General features: G+C 68.7%; 19 protein-coding genes and 1 tRNA gene. 11 read left to right on the forward strand and 9 right to left on the reverse strand.

The features are described 5' to 3' along the window. The first annotated feature begins 47 nt into the window (after positions 1-47). From L2U69_RS12210 to L2U69_RS12220, 3 genes are all read left to right on the forward strand, one after another. Positions 48-3629: a hydantoinase B/oxoprolinase family protein gene (locus L2U69_RS12210; RefSeq protein WP_236107261.1), complete on the forward strand. Its 3582-nt coding sequence runs from the start codon at positions 48-50 to the stop codon at positions 3627-3629. Positions 3630-3662: 33 nt separating this feature from the next. Then, a complete protein-coding gene (locus L2U69_RS12215; RefSeq protein ID WP_236107263.1) occupies positions 3663-4334 on the forward strand; it encodes an SDR family oxidoreductase in 672 nt (223 codons plus the stop codon). A gap of 407 nt (positions 4335-4741) precedes the next feature. Next, positions 4742-5410: a class I SAM-dependent methyltransferase gene (locus L2U69_RS12220; RefSeq protein ID WP_236107264.1), complete on the forward strand. Its 669-nt coding sequence runs from the start codon at positions 4742-4744 to the stop codon at positions 5408-5410. Here L2U69_RS12220 and L2U69_RS12225 read toward each other — a convergent pair. Beyond that, positions 5377-6093 carry a TetR/AcrR family transcriptional regulator gene (locus L2U69_RS12225; RefSeq protein ID WP_236107266.1) on the reverse strand — a complete coding sequence of 239 codons (717 nt, stop codon included), beginning with the start codon at positions 6091-6093 and terminating at the stop codon, positions 5377-5379. The two genes, L2U69_RS12220 and L2U69_RS12225, sit on opposite strands and share 34 nt — an antisense overlap. A gap of 153 nt (positions 6094-6246) precedes the next feature. Here L2U69_RS12225 and L2U69_RS12230 point away from each other — a divergent pair, with 153 nt between their 5' ends. From L2U69_RS12230 to L2U69_RS12245, 4 genes are all read left to right on the forward strand, one after another. Further along, positions 6247-6999, forward strand: a complete 753-nt coding sequence (locus L2U69_RS12230) for a Coq4 family protein (protein WP_236107268.1) — start codon at positions 6247-6249, stop codon at positions 6997-6999. Positions 7000-7294: 295 nt separating this feature from the next. Further along, positions 7295-8443, forward strand: a complete 1149-nt coding sequence (locus L2U69_RS12235) for a hypothetical protein (RefSeq protein WP_236107269.1) — start codon at positions 7295-7297, stop codon at positions 8441-8443. A gap of 61 nt (positions 8444-8504) precedes the next feature. Beyond that, positions 8505-8581, forward strand: a tRNA-Arg gene (locus tag L2U69_RS12240). A gap of 132 nt (positions 8582-8713) precedes the next feature. Continuing rightward, on the forward strand, positions 8714-9964 hold the full coding sequence (locus L2U69_RS12245) for a capsule biosynthesis protein (protein ID WP_236107271.1): 1251 nt from the start codon (positions 8714-8716) through the stop codon (positions 9962-9964). Between the two features lie 21 nt (positions 9965-9985). On the opposite strand, the gene gabT is transcribed toward L2U69_RS12245, so the two are convergent. From gabT to L2U69_RS12270, 5 genes are all read right to left on the reverse strand, one after another. Beyond that, positions 9986-11275, reverse strand: coding sequence for a 4-aminobutyrate--2-oxoglutarate transaminase (gene gabT, locus L2U69_RS12250; protein ID WP_236107272.1), 1290 nt, complete (start codon positions 11273-11275; stop codon positions 9986-9988). 116 nt (positions 11276-11391) lie between these two features. Next, positions 11392-12336 carry a calcium/sodium antiporter gene (locus L2U69_RS12255; protein WP_236107274.1) on the reverse strand — a complete coding sequence of 315 codons (945 nt, stop codon included), beginning with the start codon at positions 12334-12336 and terminating at the stop codon, positions 11392-11394. Positions 12337-12433: 97 nt separating this feature from the next. After that, positions 12434-13318, reverse strand: coding sequence for a hypothetical protein (locus tag L2U69_RS12260; protein ID WP_236107277.1), 885 nt, complete (start codon positions 13316-13318; stop codon positions 12434-12436). Between the two features lie 47 nt (positions 13319-13365). After that, entirely contained in the window at positions 13366-14241 is an 876-nt protein-coding gene (locus L2U69_RS12265; protein WP_236107279.1) for a hypothetical protein, read from the reverse strand. 119 nt (positions 14242-14360) lie between these two features. After that, positions 14361-15266 (reverse strand): LysR substrate-binding domain-containing protein, encoded by a 906-nt coding sequence (locus tag L2U69_RS12270; protein ID WP_236107280.1) that lies wholly within the window; start codon positions 15264-15266, stop codon positions 14361-14363. A gap of 168 nt (positions 15267-15434) precedes the next feature. Between L2U69_RS12270 and L2U69_RS12275 the strand changes: the two genes are divergently transcribed. Continuing rightward, the gene (locus L2U69_RS12275) at positions 15435-18152 is read left to right on the forward strand and encodes a glycosyltransferase (protein ID WP_236107282.1); all 2718 of its coding nucleotides are present in this window, start codon (positions 15435-15437) and stop codon (positions 18150-18152) included. Further along, positions 18152-18595, forward strand: a complete 444-nt coding sequence (locus tag L2U69_RS12280) for a GtrA family protein (protein ID WP_236107284.1) — start codon at positions 18152-18154, stop codon at positions 18593-18595. Before L2U69_RS12275 ends, L2U69_RS12280 begins: the two co-directional genes overlap by 1 nt. 6 nt (positions 18596-18601) lie before the next feature. Here L2U69_RS12280 and L2U69_RS12285 read toward each other — a convergent pair whose 3' ends face one another. Together L2U69_RS12285 and L2U69_RS12290 are read right to left on the reverse strand one after the other, a co-directional pair. Beyond that, positions 18602-20134: a WS/DGAT/MGAT family O-acyltransferase gene (locus tag L2U69_RS12285; RefSeq protein WP_236107285.1), complete on the reverse strand. Its 1533-nt coding sequence runs from the start codon at positions 20132-20134 to the stop codon at positions 18602-18604. 181 nt (positions 20135-20315) lie between these two features. Next, positions 20316-21416 carry a CHAP domain-containing protein gene (locus tag L2U69_RS12290; RefSeq protein WP_236107286.1) on the reverse strand — a complete coding sequence of 367 codons (1101 nt, stop codon included), beginning with the start codon at positions 21414-21416 and terminating at the stop codon, positions 20316-20318. A 231-nt stretch (positions 21417-21647) separates the two neighbouring features. Here L2U69_RS12290 and L2U69_RS12295 point away from each other — a divergent pair, with 231 nt between their 5' ends. Both L2U69_RS12295 and L2U69_RS12300 read left to right on the forward strand, forming a co-directional pair. After that, a complete protein-coding gene (locus L2U69_RS12295; RefSeq protein ID WP_236107288.1) occupies positions 21648-22421 on the forward strand; it encodes an N-formylglutamate amidohydrolase in 774 nt (257 codons plus the stop codon). 101 nt (positions 22422-22522) lie between these two features. Further along, complete coding sequence (locus L2U69_RS12300; protein ID WP_236107290.1) at positions 22523-22705, forward strand: hypothetical protein; 183 nt, start codon at positions 22523-22525, stop codon at positions 22703-22705. 9 nt (positions 22706-22714) lie between these two features. Here the strand turns inward: L2U69_RS12300 and L2U69_RS12305 are convergent, their stop codons facing one another. Then, entirely contained in the window at positions 22715-24904 is a 2190-nt protein-coding gene (locus L2U69_RS12305; RefSeq protein WP_236107292.1) for a pilus assembly protein TadG-related protein, read from the reverse strand. Between the last annotated feature and the right edge of the window lie 80 nt (positions 24905-24984).

Below are 24984 nucleotides of genomic sequence, written 5' to 3' on the forward strand. Positions count from 1 at the left end.
AATCCGGACGCCAGAACACAAGAAGACATTCCGGCGCAAGAGGACATATGAGCACCTGGGATTTCTGGATCGACCGTGGCGGCACCTTCACCGACATCGTGGCCCGCCGGCCCGACGGCAAGGTGGTGACCGCCAAACTCCTGTCGGAAAATCCCGAGCAATACGAGGATGCCGCGGTCGAGGGCGTGCGCCGCCTGCGCGCCAGCCAGCCGGACGCCCCGATCGGCGCCGTGAAGATGGGCACCACCGTCGCCACCAACGCGCTTCTGGAGCGGAAGGGCGAACGCGTCCTCCTCCTCGTCACGCGCGGCTTCGCCGATGCGCTGCGCATCGCCTATCAGAACCGGCCGCGCATCTTCGCCCTCGATATCGAATTGCCCGAACTGCTGCACGAGCGCGTGGCGGAAGTGGACGAGCGGGTCAGCGCCACGGGCGAGATCCTGACTCCGCTGGATGAGACGAGCGCCCGCACCGCCCTCGCCGAAGCCTTCGCCGACGGGATCCGCGCCGTCGCCGTGGTCCTCCTGCACGGCTATCGCTTTCCCGATCACGAGGCCCGCCTCGCCGAGCTGGCGCGCGAGATCGGCTTCACCCAGATTTCCACCGGCCATGGCACCAGCCCCCTGATGAAGCTGATCGGCCGGGGCGACACCACGGTCGTCGATGCCTATCTCTCGCCCATCCTGCGGCGCTATGTCGATCTTGTCGCGGCGGCGCTGGGCGACAGTCGGCTGATGTTCATGCAATCGTCCGGTGGCCTGACCGATGCCCGCCTGTTCCAAGGCAAGGACGCGATCCTGTCCGGCCCCGCCGGCGGCGTCGTCGGCGCCGCGCGGACGGCGGCGCAGGTCGACGAGCACCGCATCATCGGCTTCGACATGGGCGGCACCTCGACCGACGTCTGCCATTTCGCCGGCGGTTACGAACGCGCCTTCGAGACCCTGGTGGCCGGTGTCCGCATCCGGGCCCCGATGATGGCGATCCATACGGTCGCGGCGGGCGGCGGCTCGATCCTCGCCTTCGACGGCTCGAGGCTTCGGGTCGGGCCGGACAGCGCGGGCGCCAATCCCGGCCCCGCCGCCTATCGCAGGGGCGGGCCCCTGACCGTGACCGACGCCAACGTCCTTCTGGGCAAGCTGATCCCCGCGCGCTTTCCCGCCGTCTTCGGCGCGCACGCCGATCAGCCGCTCGACGCCGACGCCGTCCGCGCCGCCTTCGAGACCCTGGCCGCCCAGGTCGCCGAAAGCGGCAGCGCCAAATCGCCCGAGGATCTGGCGGACGGCTTCGTCGCCATCGCGGTCGAGAACATGGCCAATGCGATCAAGAAGATCTCGGTCCAGCGCGGTCATGACGTCACGGCCTATACGCTGCAATGTTTCGGCGGCGCCGGCGGCCAGCATGCCTGCCTGGTGGCTGAATCGCTCGGCATGCGCCGGGTCATGCTGCATCCCCTGGCCGGGCTGCTGTCGGCCTATGGCATGGGCCTGGCGGACATCGCCGCGACGCGCGAGGAAGCGGTCGAACGCCTGCTGGACGATCCCGCCCACGACGCCGTCTACCGCCGCCTGACCGAACTCGGCCGCGAGGTCCTGGGCGAGGTGCTGCGCCAGGGCGTCCCGCGCGAGGCGATCACCATCAGCCGCCGTGTCCTCCTGCGTTACGAGGGAACGGACACCGCGCTGATCGTCGATTTCGGCCAGATCCCGACGCTGCGCGCCGATTTCGAGGCCGCGCACCGTGCCCGCTTCGGCTTCATCGACGAGGGACGGCGCCTGGTGATCGAGGCGCTGGCGATCGAGGCGTCGGGCGGCGGCGCCACGATCGAGGACGCGGAACGCCCCGCCCGCCCCGAGGGCGAGACGGTTCCCATTGCCGAGACCACGCGCTTCTTCTCCAAGGGCGAATGGCGCGAGGCTTCGGTGGTCGAGCGGGCCGCGCTGATGACCGGCGACACCGTCCCCGGCCCCGCCATCGTGATCGAGGATCATTCCACGATCGTGGTCGAACCGGGCTGGCATGCCCGCATGGGCGCGACCGGCGTCCTCTTCCTCGAAGGCGGGGGAACGGACATGCGCGCCGCCGTCGGCACCGAGCGCGACCCGGTGATGCTGGAGGTCTTCAACAATCTCTTCATGTCGATCGCCGAACAGATGGGCCTGACGCTGGAGAAGACCGCCCATTCGGTGAACATCAAGGAACGGCTCGATTTCTCCTGCGCGATCTTCGACGCCAGGGGCGGGCTGGTCGCCAATGCGCCGCACATGCCCGTGCACCTGGGCTCCATGTCGGAATCGGTCGAGACCGTGATCCGCGGCCATGGCGATCATATGCGGCCGGGCGACGCCTATATGCTGAACGCGCCCTATAACGGCGGCACCCATCTGCCGGACGTCACGGTGATCGCGCCGGTGTTCGACCGGGCGGGACGCCATGTGATCTTCTATGTCGCGGCGCGCGGCCATCAGGCCGACATCGGCGGCATCACCCCGGGTTCCATGCCGCCCCATTCGACCAGCGTGACCGAGGAAGGCGTGCTGATCGACAATGTCCCCCTGATGGCGGGCGGGCGTTTCCTCGAGGACGAGGTGACGGCGCTGCTGACCTCGGGCCCCTATCCGTCCCGCAACATCGTCCAGAACCTGGGCGACCTGAAGGCCCAGGTCGCGGCCTGCGAGAAGGGCGCCCAGGAATTGCTGGCCATGGTCGACCAATACGGCCTGGACACGGTCCACGCCTATATGCGCCACGTCCAGGACAATGCGGCGGAAGCGGTGCGCCGGGTGATCGACCGGCTGCACGACGGCGCCTTCGTGGTCGGGATGGACAATGGCGCGCATATCGCCGTCGCCATAAGGGTCGATCGCGCCGCGCGCCGCGCCACGGTCGATTTCACCGGCACGTCCGACCAGTTGCCCAGCAATTTCAACGCCCCCTTCGCGGTGGTGAAGGCGGCCGTGATCTATGTCTTCCGCACCCTGGTCGACGACGACATTCCCCTGAACCAGGGCTGTCTGGAGCCGATCGACATCGTGGCCGCCGAAGGTTCCATGCTGCGCCCGCATTATCCGGCGGCCGTGGTCGCCGGCAATGTCGAGACCAGCCAGGCGATCTGCGACGCGCTCTATGGCGCCCTGGGCGCCATGGCGGCGGCCCAGGGCACGATGAATAATTTCACCTTCGGCAACGACCGCCACCAATATTACGAGACGATCTGCGGTGGCGCCGGCGCGGGGCCCGATTTCGACGGCTGCGACGCCGTCCACACCCATATGACCAATTCCCGCCTGACCGACGTCGAGGTGCTGGAATGGCGCTTCCCCGTGCTGGTGGAGCATTTCGGCATCAGGCGCGGCTCCGGCGGGGCCGGGCGCCATCACGGCGGCGACGGCGTGGTCCGCGCCGTCCGCTTCCGCGAGGCGATGACTTCGGCCATCCTGTCCGACAGGCGGCGGGTGCCGCCCTTCGGCCTCGACGGTGGCGCACCCGGCGCCTGCGGCATCAACCGCCTGACGCGGGCCGACGGCACAGAGGAAATATTGCCCGCCTGCGTCGAGGTCGAGGTCGGCCCCGGCGACGTGATCACGATCGAGACGCCGGGCGGCGGCGGCTTCGGCCCGCCGGAGGACTGATCCCAGCCTCTGGCGCCAGACAGGGAGGAAAGCATGACCGGACATGTGCTGATCACCGGCGCCAGCCGGGGCCTCGGGCGCGGCTTCGTCGAGAGCTTCGCCGCCGACGGCTGGCAGGTCCATGCCGTCACCCGCGATCCCGGCGATCTGGAGCGCATGCCGGGCGTCACCGCCCATGCCGTCGAACTGACCGACCGCAAGGCGATCGCCACACTGCGCACGCGCTTCGCCGAGGAACGCCTGGACGTCGTCATCAACAATGCCGGCACCTGGGGCCCCCACGATCAGGAGTTCGGCGCGATCGACGCCGATGCCTGGATCGAGACCTTCCGCCTGAACACCATGGTGCCCTATTACGTGACCGAAGCCCTGGCCGATCCCCTGGCACGGGGGCGCGGCATCGCCGTCACCATCTCCAGCGGTCTCGCCTCCATCGACGACAACCGCAGCGGCGGCACCTATGCCTATCGCTCGTCCAAGGCGGGGGTGAACATGGTCGTGCGCTCCCTCGCCCGGGACCTCGCCTTGCGCGGCATCACCGTCGTCGCGCTCAGCCCCGGATGGGTGCGGACGGACATGGGCGGCGCCCAGGCGCCCTTGTCGATCGAACAAAGTATCGCCGCGATGCGCCGCACAATTGCCGACGTGACTTCAAAGGACAGCGGCAAGTTTCTGAATCTGGACGGAAAACCCCTGCCTTGGTAAGAGTCGCCCCTGGTTGCGGCGCAGCGACGATTTCGGCTTTTCAAGACGGCGTTTCTACGAGACCATTTTCCCACCTCACCGAAGAGAAAGGAACGGGAGCGGATGACTGCAAACCACTTCCTCACCGGTGTCGTCTTCACCTTTCTGATGGCGCTGGTCGTCGGACTTGTCTGAGCATCAGCCCGCTACAGGGCAACGCGACAGATCACAGTCACACAGGCGCGAATGGTGAAAAACGGGGCGATCCAGGGGGTCGCCCCGTTCCATTTGGGGCACATTCCATTTGGGGCACATTCCACTTAGGGCGCATGCCATTTCGGGCTCCCGCCTTCCTCTTGGTCCTTTGTCGACTTGACCCGCCACGCCGGTGCGGCCAAACCCGTTCGACGCAGGACGGGAGGAAGACCATGACCGCCTTTTCGGATGCCGCGGCCGAAGATTACGATGGGCGCATCGCGCGCATGGCGCCGGGTTACACCCTCGCCCTGGAGCTGGTGACGGCCCTCGCGCGCTGCCGCTTTCCCGAGGATGCGCGCGTGCTGCTGGCGGGCAGCGGCACGGGCACCGAATTGCTGGCACTGGCCGCCGCCGGGCCGGGCTGGCGTTTCACCGCCGTCGAGCCCTCGCCCGCGATGATGGCCAGCGCGCGCGGGAAGATCGCCGCCGCCGGCCTGGACCACCGCGTGACCTTCGTCGAAGCGATGCTGGACGAGGCCCCGCCGGAGCCCCATGACGCGGCCGTTTCCGCCCTCGTCCTCCACTTCATTCCCGACGACGGCGCCAAGGCCGGGTTCATGGCGGCGCTGGCCGCGCGCCTGGCGCCGCGCGCCCCCCTGCTGCTGACCGATTTCGCCGCCTTCGACCTGCCGGACGGCTGCTACGACCGCTGGCTGCTCGATCGCGGCGTCGAGGCCGAGGTGGTGGCGCGGGCGGCGGACTGGCGCCGCCGGGTGTGGCAGCCGGTGACGCCGGAGCGGGTGCGCGGCCTGGCGGCGTCAGCGGGTTTCGAGGATGTCAGGCCCTTCTTCCAGGCCCTCGGCTTTCACGGCTTGCTGGCGTCCCGCGCGGATGCCTGATCGAAGCAATCGTCCATGTGGCCCTGGATCAGGCGGCCGAACCAGGCGCGGAAGCGGGCGCGGGCGGCCGGCGTGTCGTCGCGCCCGGCGGCCATGCGCAGCGCCTTGCCCATGATGCCGTCGCCGTAAGCGACCGTCGCGACCAGGAGGACGACATTGGCCGTGTCCTCTTCCAGCGGCGGATCGCGGTCGGCGTCACCGTGGTGCTGGACACGCAGTTCGTGGATCACCCGGGTCAGTTCCGCGATCATCTGGCGCGAATGGCGGCGGTTCTCGCGCCGGGGCTCCAGGGTCAACCATGCGGCGAGCCGCGCATAGCCGCGCTCCGACAGGATCTCGAAGACCTTCTCGATCACCTGGCCCGCCTCGGGGGCGGAGCCGTCCGGCGTCGACAGCGCCGCCAGAACCTCCGCCTTCAACTGCTCGGCGGCGCGCGAGGCGAGCGCCTTCACCAGGCCCTCGCGGTTCTCGAAGTGATGCAGGATGGCGGAATGGGACATGCCGACGTCGCGGCCGATGTCCTGCAGGCGCAGGCCCTCGGGCCCCAGGCTGGTCAGGCGCGCCTCGGCCGCGTCGAGGATCTGGCGCCGCGCCTCTTCCGACGTGCGGCGGATCCGCTTGCGGCCGGACCGCTGGTCGCCGTCGCGTTCCGCTTCGAGCACCCGGCCCACCGTTTCCGACATTCAGAACCTCTTTCCCTATCGCCCGCCGTCTCGGGGTCGCCCGCCGTCTCAGGCGAATCCCCGGGCGAATCCCCGGGTGCGATCACTCTACGCAATTGACAATTGTGTAAGCAACCACTAACATGCCTACAAAAATACCGAGGAATCGTACCGATGGACAGCACCACGCCGATCGACGAACGTCGACCCTATCGCCCGCTGGAGGCCTTCCGCGCGCTCCGCGCCCTGCTGCGCGACAAGGAAGACACGGCGCAGGTGTTCCGCATCATCGATGCCCTGGGCGGTCCCGCCTTCACCAAGCTCTATCGCCGCGCCATCGCCATGCCGGGCACCCGGGAGATCCTGGAACGCGAGCGCAGCCTGTGCGACGTGCTGTCGGACCGAGCCTATCTCGCGTCGCTACCCGAGGGCAGTTTCGGCCGCGAGTACCTCGCCTTCGTCGAGCGCGAGCAATTGACCGCCGACGGCCTCGTCACGGCGAGCGAGGAAGGCCACGGCGAGCGGATCAGGAACGATCCCCTGCAGCGCCGCCTGGGGGAGCGCATGCGCGATGCCCACGATCTCTACCACATCATCGGCCAATACGGGCGCGACGGCATGGGCGAGGTCTGCGTTCTGTCCTTCACCCATGGCGTCTCGGGCAATCCGGGCGTTCTGCTGGTCATTCTGGGCGGGCTGTTCAAGTTCCGCCAGGAGATGCCGGAACAGCCGGTCATGCGCATGGCCTGGCAGGCGTGGCGCATCGGCCGCAAGGCCGCCTTCCTGCCGGCCGCCGACTGGGAAGCCCTGCTGCCCCTGCCGACGGACGAGGTGCGCCGCCGCTTGAAGGTGGGCACGCCCACCCGCTATCTGGCCTCCGGCCTGATGGGGTCGGAAGAGCATGCGGGCGATCTGGCCGCGGCCTGAAACACGGAACATCAAAAAAAGAGCGGCCCGACGCCGTCTGCGTCGGACCGCCCATTCCTGGGTCCTTCCCTTTTCGGTCCCAGATGGCCTTCCGCACCCTCCCCAGCGTGCGACCGACCATCATCCGGGGTGTTATTGGTTCTTTTGACCCCGGCTTCCCTGGCGCCCGCTTGTTGTTCTGGGTACGCCAAAGCTCGTTCCGCCCCTCTCGACCACCCGCTCCCGATCCCGACGATCCTGGAATGCGAGTGATTCCGACGGTTGCGTTTCCGCAATTGCCGCGCATCATGCCCTCATGTTTGCCTTGAATGCAACACCAGAAGTTACCGCACCTGCGTCTCGCACACGCAGCACGGACCGGCGCGCCGTCCTGGCATCGGCGCTGCTGCATGTTCTGGTCCTGCTCCTCCTCCTTCTGCGCCTGCCCGACGCGCTCGAGGACGGCGCCGGCGGATTGGCCGTCGACATCGTCTACGACGTGCCGGGCGACGGCACCAAGGGCGACGGCGAGGACGCCGCGGCCGAAGCCGCCCCCCTGTCCGAGGATGTCGCCGAGGATGCGGAAGAAGCCCCGCAGCCGCCCCCGCCGAGCGCGCTGTCCATGGCCGAGCCGGTGACCGAGACGCCGGCCGAGGAAACCCGGCCGATCCCCGAAGAGCCGGTGACCGAAGTACCGGCCCCCGAGGAGCCGGTGCCGGAAGAGCCCATGGTCGCCGCCGAACCGGAGCCGGAGCCACCCTCCGACGTGCCTCTGCCGGTCGCGCTCAAGCCGCCGGTGCCGGCGACCAAGCCGACGCCGCCGGCCGTCGCCCGGGCCGAACCGACGCCGCCGACACCGCCGGCGCCACCACGACCGTCCGCGCCCACGCCGACCACGGCGCTGCTGGTGCCCGGCAACGGCAGCGGCGCGGTCACCACGGGCCAGGGCCGGGGTACCGCCGCCGGCGCCGACGATCCGAACGCCGCCGCCGGCGAGCTGGCGGGCGACGGCGGCGTGCTCGGCAACGGCGTGCCCAGGGCCGCGCGCGGCACCGACCTCGGCGCCGCCGACCTCACAAACCGGCTGATCGGCAATACGCTGTCCGGCATGATGGGCAGCCGCGACGGCGCCGAGGGGCGTTTCGACGTCGAATGGCAGGCCTATGTCCGGGCCGACGGCAAGGTGATCGCCCGCGTCCGCTACAAGGCGCTCGACAAGCGCGGCGAGATGAAGGAACGCGTGGTGACCGAGGACGGGCACTGGACCCTGGAAAACGGCCTGATGTGCCTCAAGTTCGGGGAGAAGATCGACTTCGGCGCCAAGGATTGCTTCCACGTCCAGGACGTCGACAGGAAGCTCGCCTTCTATTACGCCTCCTGCCCCTATCACGCCTCGGACCGCTGCAACAGCGGCCGCCTCGGCCAGTTCGGCGAGGTTCTGCCGGGCAACGCCTTCGGGCTTTGAGACCGCGACGGCGCCAGCGCGATTGACGCCGGGCCCGCCGCGCCGCTACAAACCTGCCAGTGTCCCCGTAGCTCAGCAGGATAGAGCACAGGATTCCTAATCCTGGGGCCACTGGTTCGAATCCAGTCGGGGACACCACCTCTCGCCTCCCCGTATCGGGCTGGGCCGGAGTGGGGGAACGGGGAATTGGTCGACGTCGTCGTTGGTCGGAACAGCACGGAATTGACCGGCATCACATGCCGGCGCCGCATTGTCATGTAACCATCCGCCATGGTCTCTCCCGCTCCCCCCGACCTGCCGGCGACGCCCCGCAGCTTCCTGTTCCTGCAAGGCCCCCTCGGCCCGTTCTTCCGGCGCCTGGGCCGGCGCCTGCGCGGGCGCGGCCACCGGGTGCTGCGGGTCAATTTCAACGGCGGCGATCTCTACGACTGGCCGTGCCGGGGCGTGGTCAATTATCGCGGCACGGCGGACGACTGGCCGGGTTTCGTGACCGACCTCGCCGCGCGCAACGAAGTGACCGACATCGTGCTGATCGGCGATTGCCGGCCGCTGCATGTGGCGGCGGTCGAGGCCCTGCGCGCCTGGCGCCCGTCGATCCGCGTCCATGTCTTCGAGGAGGGCTATATCCGTCCCGACTGGATCACCCTCGAGGCGGACGGGGTCAACGCCCGCTCGAACCTGCCGCGCGATCCCGCCGTGATCGCCGCCGTGCCCGAGGGCAATCTGCCGCCGCGCTTCGGCGTGCCCGTCGGGCAGAGCACCTTCCGCATGGGGCTCAGGGCGATGATCTCCTATTTCGCCATGTTCCTGCTGACGCCGCTGTTCCGGCACTATGTCCACCACCGGCCCGACATGCCGAGCCGGGAGGCACGGCTGTGGTTCAGGCGCCTGCTGGGACGCGAGGCGCGCAAGACGCGGGCACTGGCCCAGGAAGAGGAACTGCTGGCCTCCGGCCGGCCCTATTTCCTGCTGCTGCTGCAGTTGAACGTCGACAAGCAGATCGTCAACCATTCGCCCTACAAGTCGATGCGCGACTACATGGCGGCGGTCATGCGCTCCTTCGCCGACCATGCGCCGGCCGACGCGCATCTGGTGGTGAAGGCCCATCCGCTGGACAATGGCCGTGACGACCATGGCGGCGATCTCGCCGCGCTCGCGGCCGAGACCGGCCTCGACGGGCGGGTCATGCTGATTGACGGCGGCAATCTCTTCGCCCTGCTGGGCGGCTGCCGGGCGGCGGTGACGGTGAATTCGACCGCCGGCATTTCCGCCCTGCACCGCTCCGTGCCGCTGATCGCCCTCGGCAATGCGATCTTCAACATCGCGGGCCTGTGCCATCAGGGCGGTCTCGACAGTTTCTGGACCGAGCCGAGCCCGGTCGACGCCGGGCTCTATCACGCCTGGCGCAACATGGTCGCCTATCGGACCCAGGTAAACGGCAATTTCTATGTCGAGCGCGGCATCTGGATCGCCATCGAAGGCAGCCTGCCGATCCTCGAAGGCGCGCCGGAAGCAGCCTGAGACCGCTTCCGGCGCCTGCGGTCAGGCCTGATGGGCGGCGGCCAGCGCGGCTTCGAGCTTGCCCAGCCCCTCGTCCAGCACCTCGTCGGAGACGGTGAGCGGTACGAGGACGCGGATCACATTGCCGAAGACGCCGCAGGACAGAAGGATCAGCCCCATGTCGATGGCGGCGGCGGTGACCCGCTTGGTCGCCTCGGCGTCCGGCTCATAGCCGCCGCGGCTCTTCACGATGTCGAAGCCGATCATGGCGCCGGGGCCGCGGATCGCGGTCACGGGGACCACGTCGTTGCGGGTCGCGACCTTCGCCACGCGGGCCTTGATGCGTTCGCCGATCGCATTGGCGCGGTCGAGCAGCTTTTCCTCGGCGATCACGTCGAGAACGGCGAGCGCCGCCGCGCAGGAGACCGGGGAGCCGGCATAGGTGCCGCCGATGCCGCCCGGATCGGCCGCGTCCATGATCTCGGCCCGTCCGATCACGCCGGAGATGGGAAAGCCCCCGCCCAGCGATTTGGCGACCGTGACCAGGTCCGGCTCGACGCCCGAATGCTCGATGCCGAAGATCCGGCCGGTGCGGGCGAAGCCGGTCTGCACCTCGTCGGCGACGAGGACGATGCCGTGCTCGTCGCACAGCTTGCGCAGGGCGACGAGGAGTTCCGTCGGCGCCGCGTAGAACCCACCCTCGCCCTGCACCGGCTCGATGATGATGCAGGCGACGCGGCTCGGCTCGACGTCGGCGCGGAACAGGAATTCGATGGCGCGCAGCGAATCCTGGACCGTGACGCCATGTTCCGCCACCGGGAACGGCACGTGATAGATCTCGTTCGGCATGGGGCCGAACTTCTTCTTGTAGGGCAGGGTCTTGCCGGTCATGGCCATGCTCAGCATGGTGCGGCCGTGGAATGCGCCGGTGAAGGCGATGACGGCACTGCGCCCGGTATGGGCACGCGAGATCTTCACCGCGTTCTCGGTCGCCTCGGCGCCCGTGGTGAAGAACACGGTCTTGGCCGGGCCCTTGAACGGGGCGAGCGCGTTCAGACGCTCCGCCAGTTCGACATAGCCTTCATAGGGGGCGACCTGGAAACAGGTATGGGTGAACTTGTCGAGCTGGTCGCGGACCGCCGCGATCACCTTGGGATGGCGGTGGCCGACGTTGAGCACGGCGATGCCGCCGGCGAAATCGACGAAGCGTTTGCCCTCGACGTCCCACAGCTCGGCATTCTCGGCCCTTTCGGCATAGACCGGATAGGCGACGGAAACGCCGCGCGGCGTGGCGGCCTCGCGGCGGGCGGTGAGATCGGCATTGCTGGCCATGACGGAACCCCGAAGTGCAGGACGGATGGAGGGCCGAGTGTGCGGCCATCCAGGGTTCGCGACCATCAGCTTTATCATGCCAACTGGTGCCTTAAAGGCACCGGTTGCATTGGTGCTCAGATGGCTTGCAGGGCGATATAGCCGCCATAGGCGGCCAGCAGCGCGGCACCGACGCCGCGCCCGATGACCCTGAAGGCGAACAATAGGCCGAGCAGCACCATGGCCACCACGATCATCAGGGGGCCGTCCATCGTGGCGAAGCGCGGCGCCACCGGCACCGGCGTGATGATGGCGGTGATGCCGAGGATGCAGAGCAGGTTGAAGATGTTGCTGCCCGCGACATTGGCCAGCACCACGTCCGAATGCTTGCGCATGGCGGCGACCACCGCCGTCGCCAGTTCCGGCAGCGAGGTGCCGACGGCGACCACGGTCAGGCCGATCACGGCTTCCGAAATGCCGAAGGCCCGGGCGATGCCGGTGGCGCCGTCGACCATGAGGCGGGCCCCGACGACGAGCAGGGCGAGGCCGGCGAGCGTGATCACCGCCGCCAGCGGCGCCTTCATCGGAATGTCCCGGGCCTCGTCCGCCTCATGGGTGAAGGCCGAGACCTGGCGCCGCCGCTCGACCACATAGGTGGTGCCGAGATAGGCGAAGAGCAGCGCGACCATGGCGATGCCGACCACGCGCCCGATTTCGCCCAGCATGAAGACCAGCACGGTGGCGATCGAGAACACCACGACGGCGCCGGCATCGCGGCGGATCGCCTTGTCGTCATTGGCGATGGGCGCGACCAGCGCGGCGACGGCGACGATCAGCAGGATGTTGGAGATGTTGGAGCCGACGACATTGCCGACGGCGATGTCGGGCGAACCGGCGAGCGCCGCCTGGACCGAGACCAGGAGTTCCGGCGCCGAGGTTCCGAAGCCGATGATCACCATGCCGACGATCAGCTTCGAAATGCCGAAACGATCGGCGATGGCGACACTGCCCCGAACGAGAAACTCCCCCCCGAAGAACAGCAGCAGCAAGCCGCCGACGACGAATACGATATCCAGACCCACGATCACGCCCCCATTGCCGGAGCGCCGACTGGCCCCCGGTGTCCCCGGAACATGGTGCGTTTTCCCGGCCGTGCAAGCCCCCTGCTGCACCGCACCGTCAGGGGCGGTCGGTCGTCCCCTCGAGCCAGCGATCGAAAGCGCCGAGGAAGGCACGGGCGGCGACCACCAGAGCGGTGGTCTTCAGGCGCCAGGGGTCGAACAGGAAGACGTGGCGGCCGCCGTCGTGAAAGCGGACCACCATGGCACGCACGCCCTGCCGCCGGCCGCTTTCGCCGATGCCCAGCGCCGCGATCTGATCGAAGCCGTGAAAGGTGCCGGTCATCGTCGGGCCGTTTCCCAGGGCGACCGCGTAACCGTCGTCGGCGAGGGCCACCACCGCCTCGCCGTGTCGGCCGTCTATCTTGGCACGGGTGACGAAGGTGGCGGTGACCGCCCTGCCCTTCAGGACCCCCCGCGCGGCCATGAGATCGACCGCCACCGGGTCCGGCGCCGCGTCGGCAACCCGGCGCCGCGCCCAGAGAAAGGTGAAGAGAACGACGGCGAGTCCGGCCCCCGCCCCGATGAAATAGCGCCGATCGTCGAGCAGCAGGCCGGCCCCCGCCGCCGCCACGCCGCCGATCAGGCCGAGGCCGATCGCCACGGCCGCGATCAGGCGGATCCGCTCGCCGCTGGTGCGCCAGGCCCGGAAACTGCGGCCGGGGCGATAGGCCCGGTGCCGGAACATCAGCAGGAGAACGGCGACGGGCAGCAGGGCGAGCCCGGCCCAGAGCGTCGGCGGCACCCCCGCCGCGAGCTTGGCCCAGCCGATCACCAGCGCTTCCCAGCGCTGCCAGGCCAGAAAGCCCATGCCGGCGAGAAACAGCAGGAAGCCGAGCACCAGCCGGACCCCACCGGCGGCGAACTGCACCTCGAGATGGTTCAGCACCCGAACCCCGGCCTGCCGTTCCGCCGCCGCCGGCGCCGTGATATCCCTTGCCGTCATCTGCCCGTTCCCAATGGTCGTCTTCGGTTCAGAGTCACGGAAAAACGTTAAGAAGGACTGGACTCCCCCTTCGACATCACATCGTCACCACAGGACATGGCAAACAGGGGCGCCTCCCGGCCGCAAGTCGCCTGAGACGACCACCAGCGGTCAACCTCGGCGACCAGGAGACGGGCGAAATGGAGTGGCGGCACCTCCTCGCCTTCATGGCGGCGGAGTTCCGCCCGCCAGATCGGCCCTTTCGGGTGCAGGAAGGCGACGACCGCGACCGAACCGTCCCAACCTTGATGAAGGCCGAGTGCCGCGATCTCGCCAAAGTTCCGGCGCATCGCGATCGCGCCACTGTCAGCGATACCGCAGAGGATCAACTCGTCGCCGACGATGGCGGCTATCCAGATTTCCGTGAACATTTCGACTGAAACTCGTCGATAGCCAACACAGGCGGCCGTCACCTCCTCGTGGTCGACGAGACCGTATCGGATCAGCAAGTCGGTCGCCTCGTGATCGACCGACGGCAGGTCGCCGACAGGCCGGCGCAGGCAGAGAGCCCAGACCATGGCGAGAACTGCCCCCGCGCCGAGCGGCACCATGACCTCCGGCTCGCCATATCCGGCGATCACAGTCAATGTCCCGCCGATCACCGTGACCGTAGCCAGACAGAAAACCGAGATCCTGAGCCAGCCCCCCGGTCCGAAACGAAACGGGTAGAAAGACCGGCCGGGCCGATAGGGGGTGATGCGCGTCTGCCGCCGCCCGTAGGCCTCTCCCACCTTGAAACCAGACAGGAGACCGAGAAGGAGGGCGAGGCCGAGCAGAAACGCGCCCGCCGCGGACGATTCCAGAAACCAGGATACGGGCACCGCGACGAGAATGCCGAGACTCATGCCGATCATGGTGCCGGCCGCGATTGCGGCCGCGCCCACCACCGGATTCCATCGCCGATGCCAAAGAGGTAGCGTCGAAAGCCCGCGCTTCGGCCGTCCGTCCGTCGACCTCGCGGTCGTTCCATCACGGCCCCGGAACAGGATGCGAGACAGCCCCCTCATGCCTGCCTCTCTTCCAGCGGGGATGCCCCCACCGCCACCGTCAGCCAGCGGCGCAGGCGGGTGAGGTCGCGGGTTTCCCAGAGGGCGGCGGGGGCGCGCAGGCGGTAGGTGCCGAGGCGGATGTCGCTGTCGAGCACTTCGACCAGGCGGCCGGCGGCGATGTCGTCGCCGACCAGCAGGCTGTTGGCAAGCGCGATGCCCTGGCCCTGCAGGGCCGCCTCGATCGCCGCGTCGGCGTGCCAGAGACGGGGACCGTGGAGCGGTGGCACGGCATCGAGCCCGGCCAGCGCCAGCCAGCGGCGCCATTGCTCGCGGCTGTCCTCGTGGATCAGGGGGGCGGCGGCGATGTCGGCGGCCGCGCGGAAGGGACCGCGGCGCTCGACGAAAAGCGGGCTCGCCACCGGAAAGAAGCGGGGCGCCAGCAGGTCGCATTGGGCGACGCCCGGGGCGGGCGCCGGATCGAAGGCGATTTCGGCGTCCGCCTCGCCGGCACGGAAATCGGGGCTGCGGTCGGCGGGCTGGAGCGCGATGTCGACTCCGGGCAGGGCCGCCTCCAGCCCCGACAGGCGGCGCGCCAGCCAGCGGACGGCAAGCCCCGGCACGCAGAAGATGCGCATCTCCCCCGCCCCGCCGCGCGGCGACAGTTCCTCCGTCGCCTCGGCGATCAGGTCGAGGGCGCGGGCGATCCGCTCGTGATAGCGCCGCCCCTCCGGGGTCAGCACGAGGCCGCGCCCGTCGCGCGCGACGAGGCGCACCCCGGCCCAGGATTCGAGGTTCGCGAGGTGGCGGCTGATCACCGTATGGCTGACGTTCAGATCCTCCCCCGCGCGGCGCGTACCGCCCAGACGGGCGACCGCCTCGAAGGCGCGAAGGGCGACGAGCGGCGGCAGGCGACGGGACAAGGGACACCCCAGGGACAAGGCAGGTGCGACGACCATGAAGCGCGGGCCGCCGCCATGCAACGCCCACATGCCGCCCCCGCGATCCTTTCCGCAAGTGGATGAAATAACTGGGGAACCGGATGGTGCGATGCGGCGTTGTTGCCTTGACGTTGCCTCGGATCAGATGAAATGCGCAAACTCGCCGGTAATCTCGCCGTCCTTCTTCTGCTGCTTGCCGCCCATGCCGGGCTCTGGGCCTGGCTCAACCGTCCGGTTCAGATGGCCGATTGGGATGGCAGCATCCAGGCGCTGTCCTTCGATCCGCACCGTGCCGACCAGAATCCCAACGACGGCGAACACCCGACGGCCGCGCAGATCGACGAGGATCTGGCGACGGTCGCGACCGTCGCGCAGGGCGTGCGCACCTATTCCACCCTGAACGGCCAGGACGCCATTCCGGCGCTGGCCGAGCGCCACGGCCTGACCGTGATCGCCGGCGCCTGGCTGGACACCCGGGAGGAAAGCAACGCGGCCGAAATCGCCGGCCTGATCCGGATCGCCAACGCCAATGCCAACGTGAAGCGCCTGATGGTCGGCAACGAGGCGGTGCTGCGCGGCGACCTGACGGTTCCCGAACTGATCCGCCTGATCAAGGACGTGAAGCGCCAGACCGACCAGCCGGTCTCGACCGCCGAGCCGTGGCACGTCTGGCTCGACCATCCGGAACTGGTCGAATCCGTCGACTATATCGCCGTCCACCTGCTGCCCTATTGGGAAGGCGTGCCGGCCGATCAGGCGATCGACTATGTCGCGCGGCGCTACGACCAGATTGCCCGGGCCTATCCCGACAAGAAGATCCTGATCTCGGAAATCGGCTGGCCGTCCGACGGCCGGATGCGCGACGGCGCGGTGCCGAGCCTCGACAACGAGGCCGACTTCATCCGCGATTTCCTGACCCTGGCGCGTGCGCGCGGCTGGGACTATTCCCTGATGGAAGCCTTCGACCAGCCCTGGAAGCGCCAGATCGAGGGCGCGGTCGGTGCCTATTGGGGCCTGTTCGATGCCGACCGCACGGCCAAGTTCCCCCTGTCGGGCGCCGTCACCGCCGTCCGCGATTGGCGGTCGCTCGCGGCGATCGCCGCCGCCATCGCGCTGCTGCCGCTGCTGTTCTTCCTGCGCCGCGCCGACAATCTGAAACCCCAGGGCAGGATCCTGTTCTCGGGGCTCATCATGGTCGCGGCCAATGTCGCGGTCTGGACCGTCCACTACGGCACCACGCAATATCTGAACGGGCCGATGATCGCGGTCTGGAGCCTGCTTTCCCTCGGCATGGTGTTCCTGATGTCGCTGATCCTGGCGGAAGGCTTCGAATTGTCGGAAGGCCTGTTCGCGCGGCGCCTGACGCGGCATTTCACGCCCTATCGCCTGCCCGCCTCGGCCGAGCGCGAGCGCGCCTGGCCCATGGTCTCGCTGCATCTGCCGATCTGCAACGAGCCGGCCGAGATGGTGCGCCGCACCCTCGACAGTCTGGCCCGGCTCGACTACCCGCATCTCGAGGTCCTGGTGATCGACAACAACACCAAGGACCCGGCGATCTGGCAGCCGGTGCAGGATTATTGCCGCCAGCTCGGCGCCCGCTTCCGCTTCTTCCATCTCGACCTCTGCAAGGGCTTCAAGGCCGGCGCGCTGAATTTCGCCGCCCAGCAGACCGCGCCCGAAGCGCGGGTGATCGGCGTCATCGACAGCGACTATCTGGTCGAGCCGGACTGGCTGAAATCCACCATTCCCTATTTCGACGACGCCAAGGTCGGCTTCGTGCAGGCCCCCCAGGACCACTACGACTGGACCGAGAGCGCCTTCAAGGAAATGATCAACTGGGAATACGCCGGCTTCTTCCACATCGGCATGTCGATCAGGAACGAGCGCGACGCCATCATCCAGCACGGCACCATGACCCTGATCCGCCGCGACGCCATGGCCGGGGTCGGCAATTGGTCGACCTGGACCATCTGCGAGGATGCGGAGATGGGCCTGAAGCTGATGCAGTCGGGCTGGAAGTCGGTCTATATCAACCATCCCTTCGGCCGCGGCCTGACGCCCGACAGTTTCGCCGCCTATCGCGGCCAGCGCTTCCGCTGGGCCTTCGGCGCCATGCAGATCCTGCGCGGGCGCGCCGCCTGGCTGAACCCGTTCCGCCGCACCGGCCTCTCGCTCGGCCAGAAGTATCACTTCATCATGGGCTGGGCGCCCTGGCTGGCGGACGCCATGAATCTTCTGTTCACGCTGGCGGGTCTCGCCTGGACCGTCGGCCTTCTGCTGCTGCCCGATTATTTCGCCTTCCCGGTCACCCTGTTCCTGGTGCCGACGCTGGCGGTGTTCGGCTTCAAGCTGGCCTATACGTTCTCGCTCTACGCGAAGCGCGTACCGTGCACGCCGGTGCAGGCGGCGGGTGCCGCGCTGGCCGGGCTGGCGCTCACCTATACGGTCGGCAAGGCCTTCGCCATCGGCCTCGTCAAGAAGCAGAAGCCCTTCCTGCGCACGCCCAAATGCGCCGACAAGCCGGCCGCCATCCAGGGCCTGCTGAACGCCAGGGAAGAGACCACCCTGATGCTGCTGCTCTGGGCCGCCGCCGCCGCCGTCGCCGTGGTCTACGGCGAGCGTGATCGCGAATCCTGGGTCTGGGTCGCGGTGATGCTGGTGCAGTCCCTGCCCTATCTGGCCGCCCTGGTGCTGTCCATGGCTTCCGCCCTGCCCGGCCTGCGCCGCCTGCCGTTCAGCGGCACCGCGCCCCTGTCGTCCGGTGGCCCCAGGCAGGGTGCGCATGCCGCCGGCCAGCTCCCCGCCGGTCCTCTCCAGGCCAGTCAGATCCAGGCCAACCACATGCAGTCGCCGGGCGCCGGGCATTGATGGGCGGCGACGGGCATCCGCCGCCTCCCTCGCCGCTCGCGCGGCTGCTGAATGCTCCCTTCCTGCGCTTCGCGCTGATCGGGGTGCTGGGTGCCGGGGTCGACATCGCCGCGCTCTATGCCGCGCTCTACGCGCTCGGCCTCGGGCTCTATGTCGGGCGGGTGTTCTCCTTCGCCGCCGCCGTCACCTTCACCTTCTTCGCCAATCGCGCCTTCACCTTCCGGCACGCTTCGCGCATGCCCTTGCTGAGGCAATGGGCGCTGTTCGCGAGCAGCCAATTGCTCGGCCTCGGTGCCAATTACGCGGTCTATGCCGCCCTGGTGACATGGTGGGATCTGGCGCGCGGCATTCCGGCGATCGCCGTGATCGCCGGGTCCCTGACCGGTCTCGTCTTCAATTATTCTGCCGCGAGCCGGCTGGTGTTCCGCCGGCCGCGCGCCTGAGCACACTCACCCGACGGCGGATTCGACCGGCGGGATCGCCCCGGCGCGGCGGCGCGGCGCCTTCTTGCGCGGGGCCGGCGCCTCGGCCTTTTCCGCCGCCGGCGCATCCTTGCCCGGCACCGCGTCGGCGGCGGCCGCGAGATCGTTCAGCGAGTCTTCGAGGAAACGGACGAAATCGGCGACGTCCGGCATGATCCGGCGGCACGAACTGACGCCGATGGAGATCGTGCCGTCATAGCTGAAGATGGCGAGCAACAGGCCCATGCCGTCGAAGATCGGGCCGAAGCCGATCTGCGCCTCCAACCGGTTGCCGAGGGTATAGAGCGGGATCTGCGGCCCCGGCACGTTCGTGATCACGCAGTTGAAGATGGGGCTGTGGGATTCCGCCGCCTTCATGCGGGTGTAGAGCCGCGTCGCCATGGCGGCCGTGGCCGAGGGCACGAAGCGGGTGTAATCGGTCAGGGCGCGGGCGCCGACGGCATTGATGAAGCTCTTCGACTTCTCGGTGTTGCGGCGGACGGCGGCGAGGCGTTCCATCGGATCGGCGATGTCGGTCGCGATCGAGACCAGCATGCCCGAGACCTGATTGCCGAGGGCCCCCTTCTCCTTCTCGTTCCGGACCGAGATCGGGGCGAAAGCGATGAGCGACCGGTCGGGCAGCGAATGATGCTTGTCCAGCCAGCGCCGCAGGGCGCCGGCGCAGACCGCCAGCACGACGTCGTTCACCGTGGCGCCTTCGACCGCCTTGCGGATGCGCTTCACCGTATCCAGGGGGAAGATCGCGCCGTCCCACACGCGCTGGGCCGAGACCGGCACGTTCAGCGGCGTGCGCGGCGCCTGGAAGGGAGCCGGCGGCGGATCCTCGCGGTATTTCGGCAGGCGCGCGACCGAGCCGATCAGGCTGGAGGCCAGCCGCGCGCCGCCTTCGAACAGCTTGAAGGGCGCGACCGCCGTGGTCAGGGCCGTGCGCACCAGGAGTTCGCCCGCGCCCGGCAGGCGCTCCGGCACCCAGCGCTTGCGCGGCGGTTCGATGTTGCGGCCTTCGGGTGTGAGGTCGGTCAGGGCGAAGAGGATGTCGTTCGACGAGACGCCGTCGATCGCCGCGTGGTGGATCTTCACCAGGGTGGCGAAACTGCCCTTCGGCAGCCAGTCGACATTGTCCAGCCCCTCGATCACATAGAATTCCCAGAGCGGCCGGCTGCGGTCCAGGGGGTAGGAGGCGATGCGCGCCGCCATGGTCATCAGCGAATGCCAATCCCCCGGGGACGGCACCGCGACATGGCGCAGGTGATAGTCGAGATCGAAATCCGGATCCTCGATCCAGTAGGCCCGATCGAGGGACATCGGGACTTCCACCAGACGCTGGCGGAAGGTGCGCGCCAGATGCAGGCGATCCTCGATACCCTGGCGGATCCGCTCGAAGGAGAAGGGTTCGGCGGCGGTGGAAGGGTCGTAGAAACAGAGGCCGGCGATATGCATCGGTGAATTGGGCGTCTCGAGCGCCAGGAAACCCTGGTCCAGACCGCTCAACTGCTGCATCGAATCGTCCTCCAGCCCATCTCCGTCTTACGCCCTTACGAACCGACCATACGCGACGAGCGGCCGGCGGTCATCGTCGCCGGCACTGGTCCCGCCATTCTGGGTAGAATCAACGAGGCGCGCCGATTCCCGGTCTTCGCCGCCGGGAATGACCCGGCCTTCCGGATGGTGAAGAGCCGGATCAGGGCGCCGGCTTCAGGGTCGGCAGAACCGCGGGCAGGGCCGCGTCGGCGGCCGAGGCGACCTCGACGACTCCGGCTTCGGCTTCGGCGGCGGCCACGACCGGGCTTTCGATCCCGGGTTTCATCGCCACATAGCGGACCGGCGACCGATCGACCGAAATCGCGGGCGCGGGCGCGGGCGCGGCCGCGACGGCGCTCGACGGTTTCACCGAGGGGCGCGGCACCGCCGGCACCGAGCCGACGGCGGTCGAGGCGGGACGCGCCGCCACATCCGCCTGCTCGGTCTGGCGGCGATGGGGCATTTCGGCCGCGGCGGCCGGTTTCGGATCGCCGTCGGAATAGACCGGGCGCCCCATCATCACGGGCTTGCCCGCCCGGATCTGCAGGGTCGCCGCAGTGTGCTGCGCCGTGGCGAGCTGGGCGTCCAGGGTGCCCGGCACCGCTTCGCCGGCCCGTGCGACGGCGTGCAGCGTGCCGCTCGCCGGCGCCGGCACGGGCGCGGCGCGATCGGCGGCGCGCGTGTCGGCCGATGCTTCGGCGCGTTCGTCGCGGCGGCCCTCGTCGCGGCGGAGATGCAGGCGCCCGCCGGCGGCCACGGCCGCGACCTCGATCGCGCGATCGTCGCGGTCGCCGTAGATGAAGCCGTAGAGCGGATAGACACTGGAGCCGTAGTCGTCGATCGGCGGATACCAGACCCGGACCGAGGACCAGTCGTTGCGGGCCGAAACGTCGATCACCGAGATGCCGCGGTCGATACGGCCCTTGCGGGCACTGCGCCGCGACTGCCAATTGGCATGATCGATGATGATTTCGCGCGGGCCGACGATCTCGCGGACGACCGCGACATGGCCGCGGCGCATGGCATGGGCGCGCCGGAACACCATGACCGCGCCGGCCTGCGGACGGCCGCCGGTCTCATAGCCGGCGGGCCGCGCCTGGCCCCACCAGGTCCAGGCATCGCCCTTGATCTGGACGCCGGAAATCTGGCGCGCGTAGGGCACGCATTCGATGGCCTGCGCGGGGGATTCGAGGGCGACACACAGGACGAGGGCAAGGGCAGCGCAAGTGCCGCGCCCGATCAAACCAGCCCGAATCACCATGATGCCCCCTGCACTTCTTTTTTACCGCGCCCTCCCTGCCGGTGTAACAAACCGAAATATTCGTGTCCACAGCCATTTCCCCTCGAAAGATTTGGTCGCACCCGGCCCCGGAGAACGGCTGGACACCAGATATTGTTGGAAATCGGGCAGTCATGTTGTCATTTGGCGGTCCGAAACACCGCCGATGTGGCGCGGTGGCCGAAATACCCCCTGATCGGTTGGAATTCGAGAATGCCGCTGCTGACTGCCGACGAACCCGCCGCCGTCGAAACCGTGAATGCCGAGGGATCGTCGCCCGTGGTTCTGCTGTGCGACCACGCCAGCCCGCGCATCCCCCGCGCTCTCGGCGACATGGGCCTGACCGAGGTCCAGCGCCTCGACCACATCGGCTGGGACATCGGCGCGGCGGAGGTGGCGCGGCGCCTGTCGGCGCTGCTGGACGCGCCCCTCGTCCTCGCCGGCTATTCCCGCCTCGTGATCGACTGCAACCGCCCGGCCGGCACCCCGGGTTCGATTCCGCCGGTCACCGGCGGCGTCACCGTGCCCGGCAATCAGGCGGTCACGGCGGAAGACAGACGGCGCCGGGAAGCGGAACTGCTGCTGCCCTATCACGCGGCCATCACCGCCATCCTGGATGCGCGCCTGCGCGCCGGTACGCCGGCCGTGGTGCTGGCGATCCATTCCTTCACCCCCTTCCTGGAAACGCCCCGGCCGTGGCGCATCGGCTTCACCTACGGGCGCGACCGCCGCCTCGCCGGGGCCATGCTCGACGCCTTCACCGCGCGCTGGCCGGCGCTGACGGCGGGCGACAACCTGCCCTATGCGGTCGGCGAGGCCACGGATTACGCCATGCCCGTCCACGGCCTGGCGCGGGGCCTGCTCCACCTGCTGATCGAGATCCGCAACGACGGGGTGCGGGACGCCGCCGGCCAGACCGCCTGGGCGGCGCGCATCGCGGAATGCTGGCGCGCGGTCGAGCCGGCGCTGGCGCGGGCCGGCTATTGACGGCGCCATCCTTCCCGGATCGAAGCATTTAGCAGATGCGGAATTTTTTTCGCTGATGCAGCATTTTCTCTCCGCCTGTCGGCACGATGGAGGAGAGAGCCATGCGCACGATCGACATGATGTGGTGGACCTGGGTGCTCGTCGTCGGCTGCCTCACACTGATGGGCGTGGCCGAAGCGGTGACGACGGCGGCATCGCGCCCGGCCCCGGTCTCCTGGGAAGCGCCCGCCCATGCCCCGCTGATGACCATCGATCCCTGGCTCTACGCCGCCATCACCGCCTGATCCGGCCGGTCAGCGCACCAGCCGGCCGCCCGTGGTGCAGGTGAGATTGGCGCCGACGTCGACATTGGCGACACCGATCGCCAGCGCGTTCAGCAGATGGGCGACCAGCGGATCGGTGATGCCCGAGATGGTGGAGAGCACGGGCTGGAGATTGGTCGTGGTGCCGTCGATGATGCCGTCGGTCCCGGCGATCGCGACCTTGAGCAGCGAGACCGGCGTATCCGGGGCATAGGCCTTGAAGTGCAGGCCCGACAGGGTCGACTTCACCGAGGCGACGATCTTCTTCTCGTTCTGGCGCGGATGTTCGCAATAGGGCGGCGGCGGCGCATTGCCGTTGTAGCAGGTGCCCGAAATACCGGTGCCGACGTCGGGCGGATCGTCGAATTCGTCGGGATCGTAGACCGTGCCCAGCACCTCGCTTTCCAGATGGATGGCGATGCCGCCGCCGGTCAGGGCCCGGCGGTCGTCGCAGGATGTCTCCGGCGGGCCGCACAGGAGGCCGGTGACGCAGGTCTTGGTCGTGGTGCAGCGCCTCGAGCCGATGTCGATGAGCGGCAGGGGCTCCATCACCGGCGCCGCGACCGAGGAGAAGACGGCATCCGGATCCGCCAGGCGGCCCACCCGCACCGTCGCCGCCTGGGACGCGATCTGCACGTCGAGGCGCTTGTCCCCGCCCGTCTCCGGACATTCGTAATCCGTGACATAGGCGGAGGCGCCGCCGACGTCGATGACGACGTCGAGGCCCGGCGGCCGGTCGTCGTCCTCGGAGCGGGTGAGCAACTGGATGTCGAGAACGTCGCGGGCCTCGGTCCGCGTGCCGATGAACAGGATGTCGGAGAGGAGATCGACGAGGCTCTGCACCGAACCGACGACGTCGAGCCCGAGCGCCGAGACAAGCACCGGCGCGATCGGCTCCGCCATCGCCTGCATGTCGGCGATCAGGTCGGAGAGCGCGGTCAGCGCCGGGATTTCGATCCGGACATGCAGGCGGACCTGCGCCGTCCGAACGTGGATGCCGCCCTCGGACACATCCCGCTGACCGGCGGGCGTCAGGCCGGCCGCCACCACCGGATTGCCGACGGCCGACAATTGCGGCGGCTCGATGATGGTGAAGGCGATCGAGACGTCGGCGACGCTGCCACCGATGTTCAGGAAGGGGAAATTGTCGACGCTGTCCGGATCGATGGTGATGGCGCCACTGGCGGCATGATTGGAATTGGCGACCAGCAGGGCCGAATAGACCAATTCGAACAGGTTCACGGCGAAGTCGAGACCGGCCGAATTCATGCCGGTCTGCGCGGCGACCAGATCCGAGAGCTGCAATGTCATGCCCCGCACGTCGATCGAGAAGCCGCCGCCCCCGTTCAGCGCCTCGAGGTCCGCCCCCGCCGAGGTGCCGGCACCGACCGCGAGGGCGGAGGCCGACAGGAGATCCCCCACCGTGATCGGCGCAATCAGCACGGCTTCGTAATTGCCGGCGCCGATCCCGATGCTGGGCCCGAGCACATCGAGAAAATCGCGGAAGTTCACCTCGGCGTCGGCGATACCGTTTCCACCGATCAGATTGAGCCCCGCGTTGCCGCCGAGCACGCCGAGCACCTGATTGACCAGGCCGCGATGGGTGCGCAGCAGGGTGCTGGAAATGGTGAGCTGGGCCGCCGGCACACCCGCGCGCACCGCCGTCGCGGTCCCCGCCACCTCGATCCCGTCGGCGCCGAAGAGGCCGGCGAAGAAGATGCCGGACACACCGCGACCGCGAAGGCGGACGGCGTCCACTTCCGTGCCCCCGGGCGTGAACCGCTGATCGGTCGGCAGCAGCCTGTCCTTGGAATCGCGCGCCTCGAACCTGCCGAAACAGACCGCCACCCGACCGGTGGCCGCCGCGCCGTCGCAGGTCGCCGACGCGATCAGCCGCTCGTCGGCATCGGGATAGTTGAGATCGAGCGTGCGCTGGACCGCCGCCAGAGCCTCGGCCTGGTTGCCGATCTCGTCGTGCAGTTCCTGGACCGCGGCGATCGCCGCGAGATCGAGCGCGTCCTGCAGGCGCTGGCGGTTGAAATAGCCGAAGCCGACGTCCACCACCATGGCCAGCATGCCGGCGATCACGGTCAGCGACACCACTAGCCAGAGCGCGGCGACCCCTTGTTCGCGGTTCGGGCATGCGGCTTTCCCGGCGCCCTTTCCCCCTGTTCTTGTCATGTCCTCGCGGGCTCCCGACGACACCGGCGGCGAAGATCGCCGCCCTTTGGCGTCTATCGAAGCCTTCGGGACATGGAGAA

The sequence above is a fragment of the Zavarzinia marina genome (assembly GCF_021568905.1).
Classification (GTDB): Bacteria; Pseudomonadota; Alphaproteobacteria; order Zavarziniales; family Zavarziniaceae; genus Zavarzinia; species Zavarzinia marina.